The 14,007-nt window shown below is 44.4% G+C and carries 22 protein-coding genes and 1 tRNA gene; 22 read left to right on the top strand and 1 reads right to left on the bottom strand.

The genetic code is table 11. The features are described 5' to 3' along the window. The 22 genes from rplF to WC805_01440 all read left to right on the top strand — a co-directional run bounded on the left by rplF (position 1) and on the right by WC805_01440 (position 12,679). Positions 1-552 carry a 50S ribosomal protein L6 gene (gene rplF / locus WC805_01545; protein MFA5967188.1) on the top strand — a complete coding sequence of 184 codons (552 nt, stop codon included), beginning with the start codon at positions 1-3 and terminating at the stop codon, positions 550-552. A 2-nt stretch (positions 553-554) separates the two neighbouring features. Further along, positions 555-902: a 50S ribosomal protein L18 gene (gene rplR, locus WC805_01540; GenBank protein MFA5967187.1), complete on the top strand. Its 348-nt coding sequence runs from the start codon at positions 555-557 to the stop codon at positions 900-902. A gap of 4 nt (positions 903-906) precedes the next feature. Continuing rightward, positions 907-1,431, top strand: a complete 525-nt coding sequence (rpsE, locus tag WC805_01535) for a 30S ribosomal protein S5 (protein MFA5967186.1) — start codon at positions 907-909, stop codon at positions 1,429-1,431. 4 nt (positions 1,432-1,435) lie between these two features. Beyond that, entirely contained in the window at positions 1,436-1,876 is a 441-nt protein-coding gene (rplO, locus tag WC805_01530; protein MFA5967185.1) for a 50S ribosomal protein L15, read from the top strand. A gap of 9 nt (positions 1,877-1,885) precedes the next feature. Then, positions 1,886-3,160 carry a preprotein translocase subunit SecY gene (gene secY / locus WC805_01525; GenBank protein MFA5967184.1) on the top strand — a complete coding sequence of 425 codons (1,275 nt, stop codon included), beginning with the start codon at positions 1,886-1,888 and terminating at the stop codon, positions 3,158-3,160. Then, a complete protein-coding gene (locus WC805_01520) occupies positions 3,147-3,734 on the top strand; it encodes a nucleoside monophosphate kinase (protein ID MFA5967183.1) in 588 nt (195 codons plus the stop codon). Before secY ends, WC805_01520 begins: the two co-directional genes overlap by 14 nt. Continuing rightward, positions 3,731-4,504, top strand: a complete 774-nt coding sequence (map, locus tag WC805_01515; GenBank protein ID MFA5967182.1) for a type I methionyl aminopeptidase — start codon at positions 3,731-3,733, stop codon at positions 4,502-4,504. Before WC805_01520 ends, map begins: the two co-directional genes overlap by 4 nt. 38 nt (positions 4,505-4,542) lie before the next feature. Next, the gene (infA, locus tag WC805_01510; GenBank protein ID MFA5967181.1) at positions 4,543-4,761 is read left to right on the top strand and encodes a translation initiation factor IF-1; all 219 of its coding nucleotides are present in this window, start codon (positions 4,543-4,545) and stop codon (positions 4,759-4,761) included. A 2-nt stretch (positions 4,762-4,763) separates the two neighbouring features. Further along, positions 4,764-4,877 (top strand): 50S ribosomal protein L36, encoded by a 114-nt coding sequence (rpmJ, locus tag WC805_01505; GenBank protein ID MFA5967180.1) that lies wholly within the window; start codon positions 4,764-4,766, stop codon positions 4,875-4,877. A gap of 2 nt (positions 4,878-4,879) precedes the next feature. Continuing rightward, complete coding sequence (gene rpsM / locus WC805_01500) at positions 4,880-5,266, top strand: 30S ribosomal protein S13 (protein ID MFA5967179.1); 387 nt, start codon at positions 4,880-4,882, stop codon at positions 5,264-5,266. A gap of 148 nt (positions 5,267-5,414) precedes the next feature. Next, complete coding sequence (gene rpsK / locus WC805_01495; protein MFA5967178.1) at positions 5,415-5,819, top strand: 30S ribosomal protein S11; 405 nt, start codon at positions 5,415-5,417, stop codon at positions 5,817-5,819. A 12-nt stretch (positions 5,820-5,831) separates the two neighbouring features. Continuing rightward, the gene (rpsD, locus tag WC805_01490; GenBank protein MFA5967177.1) at positions 5,832-6,455 is read left to right on the top strand and encodes a 30S ribosomal protein S4; all 624 of its coding nucleotides are present in this window, start codon (positions 5,832-5,834) and stop codon (positions 6,453-6,455) included. 16 nt (positions 6,456-6,471) lie between these two features. Further along, on the top strand, positions 6,472-7,425 hold the full coding sequence (locus WC805_01485; protein MFA5967176.1) for a DNA-directed RNA polymerase subunit alpha: 954 nt from the start codon (positions 6,472-6,474) through the stop codon (positions 7,423-7,425). Positions 7,426-7,430: 5 nt separating this feature from the next. Next, positions 7,431-7,784, top strand: a complete 354-nt coding sequence (gene rplQ, locus WC805_01480) for a 50S ribosomal protein L17 (protein MFA5967175.1) — start codon at positions 7,431-7,433, stop codon at positions 7,782-7,784. Then, positions 7,777-8,220 (top strand): 50S ribosomal protein L13, encoded by a 444-nt coding sequence (gene rplM, locus WC805_01475; protein ID MFA5967174.1) that lies wholly within the window; start codon positions 7,777-7,779, stop codon positions 8,218-8,220. The genes rplQ and rplM overlap by 8 nt, the downstream gene beginning before the upstream one ends. 1 nt (position 8,221) lies before the next feature. Then, positions 8,222-8,635: a 30S ribosomal protein S9 gene (gene rpsI / locus WC805_01470; GenBank protein MFA5967173.1), complete on the top strand. Its 414-nt coding sequence runs from the start codon at positions 8,222-8,224 to the stop codon at positions 8,633-8,635. Then, a complete protein-coding gene (gene secE, locus WC805_01465) occupies positions 8,635-8,916 on the top strand; it encodes a preprotein translocase subunit SecE (GenBank protein MFA5967172.1) in 282 nt (93 codons plus the stop codon). Before rpsI ends, secE begins: the two co-directional genes overlap by 1 nt. Before the next feature lie 8 nt (positions 8,917-8,924). After that, a complete protein-coding gene (nusG, locus tag WC805_01460; GenBank protein MFA5967171.1) occupies positions 8,925-9,650 on the top strand; it encodes a transcription termination/antitermination protein NusG in 726 nt (241 codons plus the stop codon). Between the two features lie 4 nt (positions 9,651-9,654). Then, entirely contained in the window at positions 9,655-9,837 is a 183-nt protein-coding gene (gene rpmG, locus WC805_01455) for a 50S ribosomal protein L33 (GenBank protein ID MFA5967170.1), read from the top strand. Positions 9,838-10,588: 751 nt separating this feature from the next. Then, a tRNA-Trp gene (locus WC805_01450) sits at positions 10,589-10,662 on the top strand. Between the two features lie 296 nt (positions 10,663-10,958). After that, on the top strand, positions 10,959-12,026 hold the full coding sequence (locus WC805_01445) for a hypothetical protein (protein MFA5967169.1): 1,068 nt from the start codon (positions 10,959-10,961) through the stop codon (positions 12,024-12,026). A 17-nt stretch (positions 12,027-12,043) separates the two neighbouring features. After that, positions 12,044-12,679: a DUF2939 domain-containing protein gene (locus tag WC805_01440; protein ID MFA5967168.1), complete on the top strand. Its 636-nt coding sequence runs from the start codon at positions 12,044-12,046 to the stop codon at positions 12,677-12,679. A gap of 4 nt (positions 12,680-12,683) precedes the next feature. On the opposite strand, the gene WC805_01435 is transcribed toward WC805_01440, so the two are convergent. Continuing rightward, complete coding sequence (locus WC805_01435; protein ID MFA5967167.1) at positions 12,684-13,997, bottom strand: recombinase family protein; 1,314 nt, start codon at positions 13,995-13,997, stop codon at positions 12,684-12,686. Positions 13,998-14,007 lie beyond the last annotated feature (10 nt).

Genomic DNA, 14,007 nt, shown 5'->3' with positions numbered 1-14,007 from the left:
ATGTCAAAGATTGGTAAATTACCTATTAAACTGCCGGCTAACACTACTTTGACAGTGGCGGACAACCATGTGACGGTGGCTGGCCCCTTAGGGACATTAGATTGGCAATTGCCCCTGGGAGTGACTGTACAGCAAGCTGATGGCACTGTTTTGGTGGTCAATGCCCATCCTGAGGATCGGATGACGCGGCCAGCCCATGGGCTGGCTCGAGCTCGTTTAGCCAATATGGTGATGGGAGTTTCGGCTGGGTTTGAGCGCATCTTAGACATCTCTGGGGTAGGTTTCCGGGTAGAAGTGCATGAGCCGGAGGTGTGGTTGCACGTGGGCCTATCTCATCCAGTTAAGTTAGTTATTATTCCGGGAGTTAGCATCAAAGTTGTTAAAAATGAGATTACGCTTAATGGCATCGACAAAGAGTCGGTCGGCGAAATGGCGGCTCGCTTGCGAGCCGTGAAGAAGCCGGAACCTTACAAAGGCAAAGGTATTAAATATCGGGAAGAAATTGTGCGCCGGAAGCAAGGCAAAACTGCTAAAACCACCGGTACCAAATAATTATGAAAACTTCAATTACCAAAACTAGCCAGACGAACCGGCGCCATCGCATCCGGGCCAAGATTAAAGGTACTGCCGACAGGCCTCGCTTAGCAGTGCATAAAAGTTTAAAACATCTGCATGTTCAGTTGATAGATGACACTAAAGGTAAGACTTTAGCTAGTCTGTCCTCCCTGTCTCTCAAGATTCGAGGAAGCATCGCGGCAGCTACAAAATTAGGTCAGGCAGTCGCCGTCCAAGCCATTGCTTTAGGTATTAAAGAAGTTGTCTTTGATCGGGGAGGTTATCCTTATCACGGACAAGTAAAAGCGGTAGCGGAAGCTGCTCGCGCCGAAGGATTAAAATTCTAAAACTATGAGAAAAAATATCGGACAATCCAACGAGAAACCTGAGTTCATCGAGCGAGTTTTAGAGATTAATCGCGTGGCTCGGGTAGTTAAAGGAGGTAAAAGAGTGCGGTTTCGGGCCCTGGTGGTGATTGGTAATGAAAAGGGCAAGATCGGCTATGGTTTAGGTAAAGCAGCCGATGTCAGTGGAGCTATTGCTAAAGCAGTAACCGCAGCTAAAAAAAATATCACACTTGTTTTCATGCACGGTTCTACTATTCCTTATCCTGTCCGCACCCATTATAAAAGTGCCTCAGTTCTTTTAAAGCCGGCCCCGGCTGGTACCGGCATTGTCGCTGGTAGTTCGATGCGGGTAGTTCTGGAGCTTACTGGCATCAAAGACGTGGTGGGTAAGATCATGGGATGCAAAAATAAGTTGAGCAATACCATGGCCACTATTAAGGCATTGAATTTATTAATCGATCCTCAGGAATTACGGGATATGCGGAAAATTACCTCCTCCGTAATGAAAGTTAAACCTGCTAAGAAATAATCCTATGCGTTTACATGAATTAACTCAAGTTAAGCCCAAGAATCACGGCACCAAACGAAAAGGCCGAGGCATGGGTTCAGGCAAAGGGAAAACTGCCGGTCGGGGTACGAAAGGACAAAAAGCCCGTACCGGAGGCAATGTCCCGGCTCATTTTGAAGGAGGCCAAAAACCCTTAGCTCAGATTATCCCTAAAAAGAAAGGTTTTCGGCGGCCAAACCGTCCCCAGGTGCTGGTAATTAATTTATCAGATTTGCCTAGGTTAGCCTCAGGCAACAGTCTGACTTTACAGACTTTGCGCGACAAAGGTTATCTGAATGGATTTGATTCGGTTAAAATTTTAGGAGACGGTGAGATTAAAGAAGCTTTTACAGTAGAAGCTCATAATATTTCTGCAGCAGCCAGGCAAAAAATTGAACAAGCTGGCGGTAAAGTTAATCTGGTTTAATAAAAAAATATGTGGCAAACTTGGCTCCAAATTTTTAAACACAAAGATCTTCGCATCAAAATTTTTTGGACTCTCGGATTGTTGGTAATCTTTCGGATCATTACTCATATTCCGATCCCGATAGTTGATTTAGATAAACTGCAGCAGCTATTCTCCCAGAATCAATTCTTGGGCATGATGGATATTTTCTCCGGGGGATCATTGAGTAACTTTTCCGTCGCCTTAATGGGAGTCGCGCCTTACATTAACGCCTCTATTATTATTCAGTTAATGACGATGGCAATTCCAGCAGTCGAGGCTTTACAGAAAGAAGGCGACTATGGTCGGCGTAAACTGAACCAGTATACGCGCTATCTCACCGTGCCATTGGCTGTTTTGCAGGCCTACGGCATGATCACTTTACTACAGCGAGGAGAATTACCAGTCATCGGCGACCTCGGTATTTATCAAATGATCGCCGTCTTGGTCACAGTCACAGCTGGTACGATTCTAGTGATGTGGCTAGGAGAACTCATTAGCGAATTCGGTATCGGCAACGGCATTTCCTTGATCATTTTCTTGGGGATTGTAGCGCGTCTGCCTCAGGTCCTGTCTGGTACAGCCGTAGTGTTTGATATGGGACAGTTTTCTCGTATCCTCGCCTTTATTATTTTAGCTTTAGCTACGATTTATTTTGTGGTTTATATTACAGAGGGTCAGCGCAATATTCCCATTTCCTATGCCGGACGGACGCGCGTAAACCGATTTGCGTCGGGAGTAATTTCTAATCTTCCGCTCAAAGTCAACCAGGCGGGAGTCATTCCTATCATTTTTGCTCTCTCAATCCTAGTGTTTCCCGGTATGATCGCATCTCTGTTTGTTAACGCCCGGAGCCTGTGGCTAGTGAATAGTGCCGAGTTTATTAAAACATTATTCGAAAATCAGTGGGTCTATGGCATTCTTTATTTTCTGTTAGTAGTCTTTTTCACTTATTTTTATACCTGGGTGATTTTCAAGCCTACGCAAGTAGCCGAAAATCTCCAGAAATCAGGAGGTTTTGTCCCTGGAATCCGACCGGGTAAACAAACCATTGATTTTTTGACCTATATCAGCAATCGCATCACTTTGGCTGGCTCTATCTTCTTAGGGTTAATCGCTGTATTGCCTAGCTTAGTGCAAGTCTTTGTCAAAATGCCTAGTCTAACTATCGGAGGTACCTCGCTGCTGATTGTGGTGAGCGTGGCCTTGGAAACTATGCGGCAGGTGAGAGCGCAGTTAATTATGAAAAAATATGACGAGCTTTAAAATTCAGCCTGACATCATTCTTTATGGTGGTCCTGGTAGCGGCAAAAGCACGCAGGCGGAAATTTTGGTCAAGAAACTCAAAGCCAAGCATATGAATATGGGAGGATTGCTCCGGAACACGATTGCTAAAAAATTAACTGGTTGGCAAGATGCGAAAAAGTATGTCGATAAAGGCCAACTCGTGCCGGAAAGAATCACTTCCCAATTAGTTCACGATTTTGTGGCCAAGACTCCGCGGAAACAAAGAATTGTGTTTGATGGCTATCCGCGCCGCGTATTACAAATTAGATTACTCAAGAAAGCTCAACAAAAATTTGATCGGGAAGCCGTGATGGTATTAGTGGATTTATCGGCCAGCGCAGCTAAACGGCGATTAATCAGCCGGGCCAAAATTGAAGGACGGATCGATGACACTAATCCTAAAACTGTGAGTGAGCGTATTCGCGTTTTTCAGGAGCGCTCACGGGAAGTAGTGAAATATTATCAACAACAAAAAAAATTAATCAAGATAAACGGAGATCAGACTATTCCAGAGGTAGCGCAGGACATTTGGCAAGCGGTCAATAAATTATGAGTATAAACGTAAAAACCGCTGCCGAAATAGAAATAATGGCTGTTTGCGGCCAAAAGCTTGTCCAGATTCTGAAACACCTTAAACAACAAATTATTCCCGGAACTTCATTGAAAACTTTAGATCAGATGGCCAGAGATGCTGCTAAAGAACAAGGGGGGCAGCCCACCTTTTTAGGTTATCAGGGTTACCCGGCAGCGATTTGCGCTTCGGTGAATGAGGGAATAGTCCATTGCATCCCGACTGATTACCAATTACAGGAAGGTGATCTCATAAGTATTGATTTCGGTTTCTGCTACCAGGGATGGAATACGGATGCCGCGATTACTTGGATCGTAGGGGAAGACATTCATCAGTACCGACCCCTCCTTAAGGGGGTTTACCAGGCCTTACGGGCCGGGGTTGGCCAAGTCCGGGCAGGTGTCCGGGTAGGCGAGATTTCCCAGGCGATTGAGGACACTCTACGGCAAGCCCATCTCACCATCATGCGGCAATTTGTCGGGCATGGGGTAGGCCGAGAGCTCCACGAGGATCCGGTGATCCCTAATTTCGTCGGCCACGACAAAAAAGTTGTTCTGCCCTCAGGCAGTACTATTGCCATTGAGCCGATTGCCGGGGTAGGAGGAGAAGGTTATATCACCTTACCAGACCAATGGAGCGTTTACACAACAGATAAGCAGCCGGTAGCCCACTTTGAAGAAACGGTGGTGGTCCTACCCGAGGGAGCCAAAATTCTCACTCCCATCCAAGAGATTTTGGATTTTACCCCTTGATTTAGTTAATATTATAGGTATAATAGCGAAGTATCGGTATGTCAGCTAAAGAAGTTATCGAGGTTAAGGGTAAGGTATTAGAAGCTCTGCCCAATGCAAACTTTCGGGTGGAGATTGAAGGTGGGCACATAATTTTGGCCCATATCTCAGGCAAAATTAGAATGAATTATATTAAGATTTTACCGGGAGATAGTGTGACTGTGGAAATGAGTCCCTACGATCTAGCGAGAGGTCGCATTATCTATCGCCATAAATAGCCATGAAAGTCAGATCGTCTGTAAAAAAAATATGTCAAAAATGTCGGGTAATTCGCCGCTGCGGAAAAGTGCGAGTTATCTGTTCTAATCCTAAGCATAAGCAAGTTCAAGGATAATTATGATCAGAATCATCGGCATTCAATTACCAGCCAATAAACGTATCGAAGTAGCTTTAGGCTATCTTTATGGGATTGGTTTGACTCGCAGCCGCGAGGTGTTAGTGGCGGCTAATGTTGATCTGAACAAACGCACGGATGCGCTGACCGAGGAAGAAACTAATCGTATCAGGGAAATCATTGAAAAAAATTATGTGGTAGAAGGCGATTTACGTCGGGAAATTTCCACGAATATTAAAAGGTTAAAGGATATCGGGAGTTACCGGGGAGATCGGCACAAGAAGAATCTGCCAGTGCGGGGACAGACCACTAAAACCAATGCTCGGACCAAGCGCGGTAAACGGGTGACGGTGGGCAGTGGCCGCAAGAAATCTTCCGAGAAGACCTAATCACATGAAAAATGAATAATGCAAAATGCAAAAACGATCATATATTAAACCGCATTGTTCATTAGATATTAGTCATCATTAATTTTTCAAAATGGCCGGTAAGAAAAAACAAGAAAAACGCGAAAAAAAAGCTCGGGCTAAGGCGCAGATGCAACAGCAAGCCCAAGCCAAGGTAGCTAAAAAAGTTCGCAAAGCCAAAAAAAGAACTCTGACGGAGGGCAAAGTTTACATTCAGTCTACATTTAATAACACGATGATCACCATTACTGATAATCAGGGCGAAGTAGTGGCCTGGAGCAGTGCTGGTCGATCAGGATTCAAGGGCTCAAAAAAATCCACTCCCTATGCCGCTTCTTTAGCAGCCAAATCGGCTGCCACTAAGGCGGTAGATATGGGAATGACCCAAGCTAGCGTCTGGGTACAGGGAGTCGGCTCCGGTCGGGATGCTGCCATCCGCTCTCTAGACGCTGCCGGATTGCATTTAGGCGAGATCCGTGACATCACCCCCTTACCCCATAACGGCCCCCGGCCTCGGAAAGCCCGGAGAGTATAACAGAACATAATTATGAGCAGATACACTGGACCTAAAATGAGAAAAGTAAGAAAATATGGCGAAACCTTCGCCATGGCAGCTGACCGGTCAACCGCGGCCAAATATGTTAAGAATCACCACAAGCAACCCCCGGGCATGCACGGAGCTACCCGCATTTTTAAGAAACATACCGGTTACGGCCTCCAGCTGCAAGAAAAGCAAAAGGCTAAAATCTTTTATCATATTAATGAAAAACAATTGCGGCGCTATTATGCCGAGGCTATCCGGGCAACTGGTTCGGCTAGCGATAACTTGTTGCGTTTATTGGAAATTCGTTTCGATAACGTAATTTATCGGGCTGGTTTTGCCACTTCCCATCCGCAAGCTCGCCAGCTGATAGCCCATGGCCAATTTCAATTGAATGGCAAATCAGTTAATATTCCCTCAATTCAAGTAAAGAGCGGAGATGTGATTACTTGCGCAAGTAAGCAAAAATTGCGCGATATCATTACCAGTATAGCGACAAATAACAGTGCAGTTTCCTGGCTAAAAGTAGATCCTAACAAACTGGAAATCAGCGTGACAGAACTGCCGACCCGGGAAGAGATCGAAGCTCCTTTCATCGAACAATTGATCATCGAATTTTATTCAAGATAATTTTATTGGAGGGCCTGTGGAATCCATTAATTTACCAGAGATTAAGCTGACCAAAGAAGAAGGCAACGGAGCCTTGTTTGTGATTGAACCGTTTTACCCTGGGTATGGCACGACTGTGGGAAACGCTCTGCGCCGAGTCTTACTGACCACTTTACCAGGTGCCGCTGTCACCGCTTTTAAGGTTGCTGGGATAGATCATGAATTTACTACCATCGAAGGCGTTAAGGAAGACGTAGTAGAAGTAATGATGAATCTGAAGGGATTGCGGTTTATTTTGCACGAAGACGGTCCCGTGATAGTAACTTTAAAATCCCAACCCGGTGAAGTTACCGGCAAAGATATTATTTTGCCAAGTTCGGTAGAATTAGTTAACCCGGAATATCATTTGGCTACCCTAAGTGGTAAGGCCAGTTTAGAGATGGATATTCGGATCGAAAAGGGGCGGGGCTATGTGCCAAGTGAAGCGATTGATGACCGGGAGTTTATTATTGGCATGATCGCAGTTGACGCCATCTTCTCGCCCATCAAGAAATGTAGCTTCGCAGTAGAAAATACTCGGGTAGGCGAAAGAGTTGATTATGACAAACTGACACTCGAAGTCGAAACCGACGGAACCATTTCTTGCAAAGATGCTCTTAAAATTGCGGCCGATATTCTATTAGAACAATTCAATATTTTCCATGTCGATGTTCCGGCTCCCGCGGCCCCGCTGCTTCCGGAAACAGTGTCTCAAGAAACTCCGGAAATCGCGGAAGGAGAAATGAACAAAGCTAATCCCGAGAATTTCTCCGTAGAAGAAATCAATCTATCCGTGAGAACCACCAACGCTCTTGTGCAGAACAACATTAAAACCGTCCGCGACATTATCGCAGTCGGGCGGGATGGTCTGTTCGAAATGAAAGGCTTGGGAGAACGAGCGCTGACGGAGATTGCCGATAAATTAGACGAATTAGGTTTGGAATTTAATTAGAGATTATGTCGCAAAGACCCAAAGCATCAACTTTTGGCAGAATCAAGAAACGGAGAGAAAGTCTTCTGCGTAATTTAGTGCTCTCAGTTATTTTGTACGAAAAAGTCAGCACGACTTTAGCCAAAGCCAAAGCCGCTTTGCCCATTTTAGAGCGCTTGACTCACCGGGCTAAAACAGTTGATCTGGCGACTAAACGGTATCTAATGAGTCGGCTCTATAATAATGAATTATTGGTAAAAAAATTGCTCAAAGAAATTGCCCCGCGGTACACTAAAAAGACCGGCGGATATCTGCGAGTGATTAAATTAAAGCCTCGGCCAGGCGATAATGCCCCCATGGCGAGAATCGAATATGTATAAAAAACCTACTACCACTAAGCGTCCCACCAAAAAAGAACTGCCCGAAAAGTGGTACCTTATTGATGCAGCCGGCAAAACTTTAGGGAGATTAGCGAGTAAGCTAGCTACGATTTTGATGGGCAAAACAGCTGCTACTTATGATCCGGCGGTGCTGACTCCGATTAAAATAGTAGTCACCAATGCCAGCCAGATCAAAGTAACCGGGAAAAAGTTAACTCAAAAAAAATATTATCGGCATAGCGGATATATGGGCGGATTAAAGACCACTAGCCTAGAAGAAACTTTGGCAAAAAAACCAACTAAGGCGCTAGAAGCAGCGGTATCGGGAATGCTGCCTAAAAATAGACTTCGTCGTTTGCGATTAGCTAATTTAAAAATTTATGCCGGGGCAGAACATCAGCATATGGCGCAAAAACCGGATATATTAGAATTATAATATGGAAACTACTAATATTGTTTTAAAAGGCAAGTATTATTACGGCACGGGGCGGCGGAAAACTTCGACGGCGCGGGTGCGGCTTTATGATGGTAAGGGACAAGTTGTTATTAACGGCAAAGCCCCGGAAGTCTATCTTAATCCGGCCAATTTGATCGAGGTATTACTGCAACCCTTAATTTTAGTCGGGATGAAGGATCGTTTTGATATCTCGGTAAAAGTAGCTGGCGGCGGAGCCAGTAGCCAAGCCGAAGCCATCCGTCACGGTATTGCCCGAGCCTTATTAAAAGTAGATGAAACTTTAAGAAAAACTCTGAAAACTAATAAATTATTAACGAGAGACCCGCGGGCCAAAGAACGCAAGAAATATGGCTTAAAACGAGCTCGCCGGGCGCCTCAGTTCTCTAAACGCTAATGAAAAAGATCATCCAATTTGTCAAAGAAGCTGTCCAGGAACTGCGCAAAGTAGTTTGGCCGACCCGCTTGCGGGTATTTCGCCTAACTGTTGGCGTCATTTTAGTTTCAGCCGCCTTTGCCCTGTTTATCGGTTTAGTCGATATCGGTATTACTAAAGGGATCGAAGGCTTGCTGGCGTGGGTAGCAGAGCGCCAGGGCACTCAGACTAGCGATCAAGGTACTTCGCCTATTCAAATTCAACCAGGTGATATCCAAGTAGATACTACCCCCGCAGAATAATTTTTATTATGACTGACCAGGATCAAAATCAAAATTTGCCAGTCGAAGAAGAGTCTGCCGGTGATCCGGTACGTCTTCCCGAAACTATTGAAGAAGAAACCTCCTCTACTGTCATCCCGACCGAAGCGGAGGGATCTGATAGTGGAGCAGTTGAAGAAGGAGAAATCGCGATAGAGAATGCTATTCCGGCGAATGTTTTTGATGATGGCACTCCCGGGCAATGGTATGTGCTGCATACCTACTCCGGCTATGAAGATGCCGTGGCGGACAGTTTGGAACAGCGGATTGAATCGTTAGATATGAAAGACAAGATCTTCCATGTGTTAGTGCCGAAAGAAAAGCAGATCGAGATCAAAAATGGCAAACGCAAGACCGTGGAGAAAAAAATCTTCCCGGGCTATGTGTTGGTGAAAATGGTAGTCACCGAAGCTTCCTGGTATGTTGTCCGCAACACGCCCAGCGTTACCGGCTTTATCGGCTCAGGGACGATTCCAGTGCCCATTGCTGATATGGAGATGGAAACCATCAAGAAGAGAATGGTAGTCGAAGAACCGAAGCACAAAATCGATCTGAAGATGGGGGATTTGGTCCATATTATAGACGGTCCGTTCAAAGAATATGACGGGACAGTCAGCGAAGTCGATGAGGCCAAGGGAAAGATCAAAGTTTTGGTATCAATCTTCGGTCGGGAAACTCCCGTTGAACTCGATTTCTTACAAGTAAAACGCGTCTAAAGCCATGGCTGTAAAGAAAAAATCCTCCCACAAAGATAAGCGTCCGATTATTAAACTAATGTGTTCTGAATGCAAGCAGAACGTTTATAATTCTCGCAAAAATCCCATCAATACCCCCGACAGATTAAATATCAGCAAGTATTGCAAAGTCTGTCGTAAACACACCCTCTACAAAGAAACCAAGTAACACCTGTTGGTGTAATTTATAATGTCACCAATGTCCACCAATTTCCAATGTGGGCAGAGGAAATATATTAAAAATCAGTTACTTTTGTATTATTCAATCACTTTGCACCTCCTCTTTAATGGAGCTCCCCGCTCCGTCTGTATATATCTTTAAGACATAGGCACTTTCGAATAAGACAATATGTACTTGTCCTATTCAACGCCGAAAGTCCACCCACCCATCGGAGAGCCGTCCAGATGATGACTAGTTGATTAATTGCTGTAGGCATAAAAGCGACAAATTCAACAACATAGTCACAAATTATGTTTCAGCCCCAAAGCCTTTCCACCGGGTGGGCTTTTCCTATCCTGTTGTCATTCCCGACCCGATTGCCTTATGGGTAATCGGAATTATTCGGGAATCCAGGCGAAATATTCAACGGCTCAACCCGTTGAGCCGTTGACCCCCTCCGTCATTCTGGCAAGCCAGCAGGTGCGTCCAGAATCTTATAATATGCTAAAATATACCTATAAATAGGGGTATGGTGAAGTGGGGTATTTGAGTTACTTTCCCGAGGAAAGTAACCAAAGTCTTCGGGCAGTCGTCCTTGCTCGGTATTTGCCAAAAATCTACCTTTCCGCTCTCGTCCTGCATTCGCAGGACTTCGCAGCGGTAATTTTTGTAATACCTATCGCTCGAACTCCAATGCCCGATTAGGGGAGAGTTTCAACCAGAGTTTTAGGAAGAATCGGGTATGTTAAAATGTATCTATAGGGGTGTGGTGAAGTGGTATCACGCGGATCTCCAAAATCTGAGTCGGGAGTTCAATCCTCTCCACCCCTGCCAGCAAGTGCGCGAGTCAAGCGACCCGTCCGCCTAGTTAATGCTAGTAGTTACTAATCCTCTTCCCAGAGGTGGTTTTTATGCTATGATGGTTTCGTCAACCCATGGCTTTTGTATATATTTGAAAACTCCGAGTTGTAGTATGGTTTTTTCGTCATCACGGTTAGAGGTGGGCAGATGCTCTACTTACCGTGATGACTATTCCTTCGGAGTAGAAGTCATGGGTTGACTAAGTGTGAGGTCTGCCCTCTTTTGATTAATCATTAGAGGCCAGGGCAATCACCATAGAAAACAACCCTATGGCCATCATCATTTCAAAATCAGGGAAGAATGCGCAGAAGATAGATCAATCTCGATTCGAACAAGAAGACGCATTGCAAAGATACATCTACGAGAATCCGGGAGTGATTCCGCTTTATGATATTAAAGATAATGCTCGTCCGATCATTCTGGCGCGTGAATATGCCACCGAGAGCGGTCCGATAGATGCCTTTGCTATTGATACCGATGGAGATATTTATCTCATCGAAACTAAACTCTACCAAAATCCAGATAAACGCAGGGTGGTAGCCCAAGTGTTAGATTATGGTGCATCGCTATGGAAGCATGACACCGATTGGGAAGAGTTTACCGCCAAGATTGAACAGGAAGTAAAAAAGCATTTTAACCAAAGTTTATTTGAACGTCTGCAAGATGAGCTTGGGCTGGATGCTACAGGAGCACAGCAACTTTGGGATAATGTTCGCATTAAATTAGATGACAGCAGTTACAAGTTCGTGGTATTGATGGACCACTTAGACGATCGTCTTAAAGATCTAATCGGTTATCTTAATCAAAATAGCAAATTTGATATCTACGCCGTTGAGTTGGAATACTACAGGTTCAATGACCTAGAGATTGTTATCCCAAAGTTGTTCGGGGCCGGCACTAAAAAGCAGGTATCTTCTCGAATCCAACAACCCATTCCGAGCGACGATGATTTCTTGGCAGCTTATGATAATTCCACCACCATTCAGCAGTATCTGGGGCTATTTAATGATATCTTTGGCGGTCAGTTGGTGATTCCCAGTGTCAGCGTAAAAAGAACACCTAAATATCTTAATTTCTATGTTGGCAATCGTCCTGGGTATAAGGTAACAATTATGTTGCACATTGATCCTCGTTGGGAAGGAGGAGGTCCCCAGTTCTGGAGTGACAAATCAGTTGATGAAACTCTGCGTAAAGTCTTGAAAAAGATAGCACCTAAGATAGAGTTTTTACCTCCCCAAGGAGTAAAGTATTGCAAAGTTGCTAAGTGGGATTGGGCACAAACTGATATCAAAGTCTTTGAAGATATCCTTAGAGAACTAGCTAAAGAAATCATCTAATAATTTAATTTAATATTATGTTGACAAAATCATCGCCGGATAAAGTATCTTTCACCATATCTACTCGGTTTCTAAGAAACAAGATTCTGCTCATAGCTCTGGGAGCGGTAGTTGTGTTGGGTGCAGGGTCTTATTGGTTTATAGGCACACCGCAATATTCTATGTGGCAGCTTAAAACTGCAATTGCTAAACACGATAGCGAGCTGGCAATGAAATATTTCAACATTGATAAAATGGTGGATAATGTATGGCCCAAAATGACATCGGCTCTTATGGCAGAAGCCCAAAAATCTGATGATACCTTTGGCATCATGGGGTTATTGTTGGGTTCAGGTATGGTAGACAATATGAAGCCAACAATTAAAGAACAACTGCGAACCAGCCTTAAAGAAAGTTTATCTGGCAGTAAACAGAGCGATCAAACCACTAATACGAATGAGAATGTGAGTATTTTTGACACCGATCCGCAAGCGTGGGATAAAATCAAACTCATTAGCAAGAGTGGGAAAAGTTATATTAATATCCCCGGTGATGTGGACGGTAATAACAATGATCTCAAATTAATCTTAACCAGAGCTTCAGATGGTCGCTACTGGCAATTTACTGATATGGAGGTGGATGACTGGAACAAATTGTTCAATCCTGCTCAGTAGTGGTTTATTTGTGTAGTATGAGCTTTTTGTCCAACAGAGTTACTGAAGTTTTTATGTTATCCAGTATCTCTCGCTTCTCTTCGGTGGTACCTTCGCGAAGCATGTATTTGGCGTAAGCTCTAATGTCAATCTTGGGAGTTTTGATATCATCCGGACTCATTCCCAGAACTCCTTGAGTGAATTTATTAAACCTGTCTATCTCTTCCTGTAGGCGTTTTCTCATGCCAATCCGGTCTATCTCTATCTTGTCGATAATCTCTACGAATTGTTCTAGTAAATCGGCCTCTCGGATGTATGGTTGCCTGCATCTTTTGCGTTTTCCGTCACAGCAATGATAGTAGACATGTTTTTTAATATCGCCATTTTGTAGCCTCTTAAATTTCTCTTCGGCTGTGATCCCAGCTCCGCAGGCTCCGCATATTATCATTTTGGTAAAGTTGAAACAATGCTGTCCGTATCGTCCCTTTTGCGATGTGGCTATTCTTTCCTGAACTTCCGCAAACAGTTCCTTGCTGATCAGTGGTTCCTGTTTGCCTTGGTATACAATGTCTCCATATTCAAATTCGCCATAGTAAAAAGTATTTTTTAGAGTTGTGTATACATTGCTAAGCGACATCTTTTTACCGTTCTTGCCTTTCCAGCTAATATCGTTATTCAACCAATCATACACGTCTCGTCCGCTGTAACCTTGTTTAGCAACTTTATTAAACATCTCTTTAATAATCGGGGCTTTCTCCGGATCGACCATAATAGTGTTGTTGGTTTTATCATTGAGATACCCTGGAGGAGCGACGCCCGGCCTCCAGCCCATATCACATTTGTTCTTCATCCCTCGCTTAGCATTAATGCCTCGGTTGTCATTCTCCAGTTTGGCTTGACTACAAAGGATCATTAAGAGGAACTTCTCGTTAGGGGAGTTATGGAATACCTGTCCATGTGTTCGGATTTCTTCTAATAGCCCTTGATCCATCAAGTCGACTAATTCTCCCAAGTCACCAGCGTTTCTGCTTAACCGATCTGGAGCCCAAGTTAAAATACCGGTAAACTCCTTTTCTCGGATCCGCTGTAGCAGTTCCTTATATACAGGCCGTTGGCCGGACTCCTTGGCTGAGTGACTCTCCCGAATAATGTCCACAATTTTAATGCCATCCCGTTGGGCTATTATCTCCATTTCCTTGATTTGGGAATCAATGGAAAGGGCCTGTCTTTCGTCCGATTCGGACGACTTACGGGCATAGAGGCAATAGCCTCGAACTTCCTCTTGGATGGCTCCTTTGGCTCTTCCAGTAGCCTCTAGAACCGCCTCATTTTTCGCCATACTTTTCTCC

It is taken from the genome of Patescibacteria group bacterium (genome assembly GCA_041659905.1).
Classification (GTDB): Bacteria; Patescibacteriota; Kazan-3B-28; order Kazan-3B-28; family UBA10110; genus UBA10110.
The sequence above is the reverse complement of the archived record's forward strand: the minus strand, read 5'-3'. Positions and strand labels throughout refer to the sequence as shown.

Bases quoted from the DNA above. Each gene is read 5' to 3' on its own strand.
- rplF (MFA5967188.1), top strand. From the start codon at position 1: ATGTCAAAGATTGGTAAATTACCTATTAAACTGCCGGCTAACACTACT.
- rplR (MFA5967187.1), top strand. From the start codon at position 555: ATGAAAACTTCAATTACCAAAACTAGCCAGACGAACCGGCGCCATCGC.
- rpsE (MFA5967186.1), top strand. From the start codon at position 907: ATGAGAAAAAATATCGGACAATCCAACGAGAAACCTGAGTTCATCGAG.
- rplO (MFA5967185.1), top strand. From the start codon at position 1,436: ATGCGTTTACATGAATTAACTCAAGTTAAGCCCAAGAATCACGGCACC.
- secY (MFA5967184.1), top strand. From the start codon at position 1,886: ATGTGGCAAACTTGGCTCCAAATTTTTAAACACAAAGATCTTCGCATC.
- WC805_01520 (MFA5967183.1), top strand. From the start codon at position 3,147: ATGACGAGCTTTAAAATTCAGCCTGACATCATTCTTTATGGTGGTCCT.
- map (MFA5967182.1), top strand. From the start codon at position 3,731: ATGAGTATAAACGTAAAAACCGCTGCCGAAATAGAAATAATGGCTGTT.
- infA (MFA5967181.1), top strand. From the start codon at position 4,543: ATGTCAGCTAAAGAAGTTATCGAGGTTAAGGGTAAGGTATTAGAAGCT.
- rpmJ (MFA5967180.1), top strand. From the start codon at position 4,764: ATGAAAGTCAGATCGTCTGTAAAAAAAATATGTCAAAAATGTCGGGTA.
- rpsM (MFA5967179.1), top strand. From the start codon at position 4,880: ATGATCAGAATCATCGGCATTCAATTACCAGCCAATAAACGTATCGAA.
- rpsK (MFA5967178.1), top strand. From the start codon at position 5,415: ATGCAACAGCAAGCCCAAGCCAAGGTAGCTAAAAAAGTTCGCAAAGCC.
- rpsD (MFA5967177.1), top strand. From the start codon at position 5,832: ATGAGCAGATACACTGGACCTAAAATGAGAAAAGTAAGAAAATATGGC.
- rplQ (MFA5967175.1), top strand. From the start codon at position 7,431: ATGTCGCAAAGACCCAAAGCATCAACTTTTGGCAGAATCAAGAAACGG.
- rplM (MFA5967174.1), top strand. From the start codon at position 7,777: ATGTATAAAAAACCTACTACCACTAAGCGTCCCACCAAAAAAGAACTG.
- rpsI (MFA5967173.1), top strand. From the start codon at position 8,222: ATGGAAACTACTAATATTGTTTTAAAAGGCAAGTATTATTACGGCACG.
- secE (MFA5967172.1), top strand. From the start codon at position 8,635: ATGAAAAAGATCATCCAATTTGTCAAAGAAGCTGTCCAGGAACTGCGC.
- nusG (MFA5967171.1), top strand. From the start codon at position 8,925: ATGACTGACCAGGATCAAAATCAAAATTTGCCAGTCGAAGAAGAGTCT.
- rpmG (MFA5967170.1), top strand. From the start codon at position 9,655: ATGGCTGTAAAGAAAAAATCCTCCCACAAAGATAAGCGTCCGATTATT.
- WC805_01445 (MFA5967169.1), top strand. From the start codon at position 10,959: ATGGCCATCATCATTTCAAAATCAGGGAAGAATGCGCAGAAGATAGAT.
- WC805_01440 (MFA5967168.1), top strand. From the start codon at position 12,044: ATGTTGACAAAATCATCGCCGGATAAAGTATCTTTCACCATATCTACT.
- WC805_01435 (MFA5967167.1), bottom strand. From the start codon at position 13,997: ATGGCGAAAAATGAGGCGGTTCTAGAGGCTACTGGAAGAGCCAAAGGA.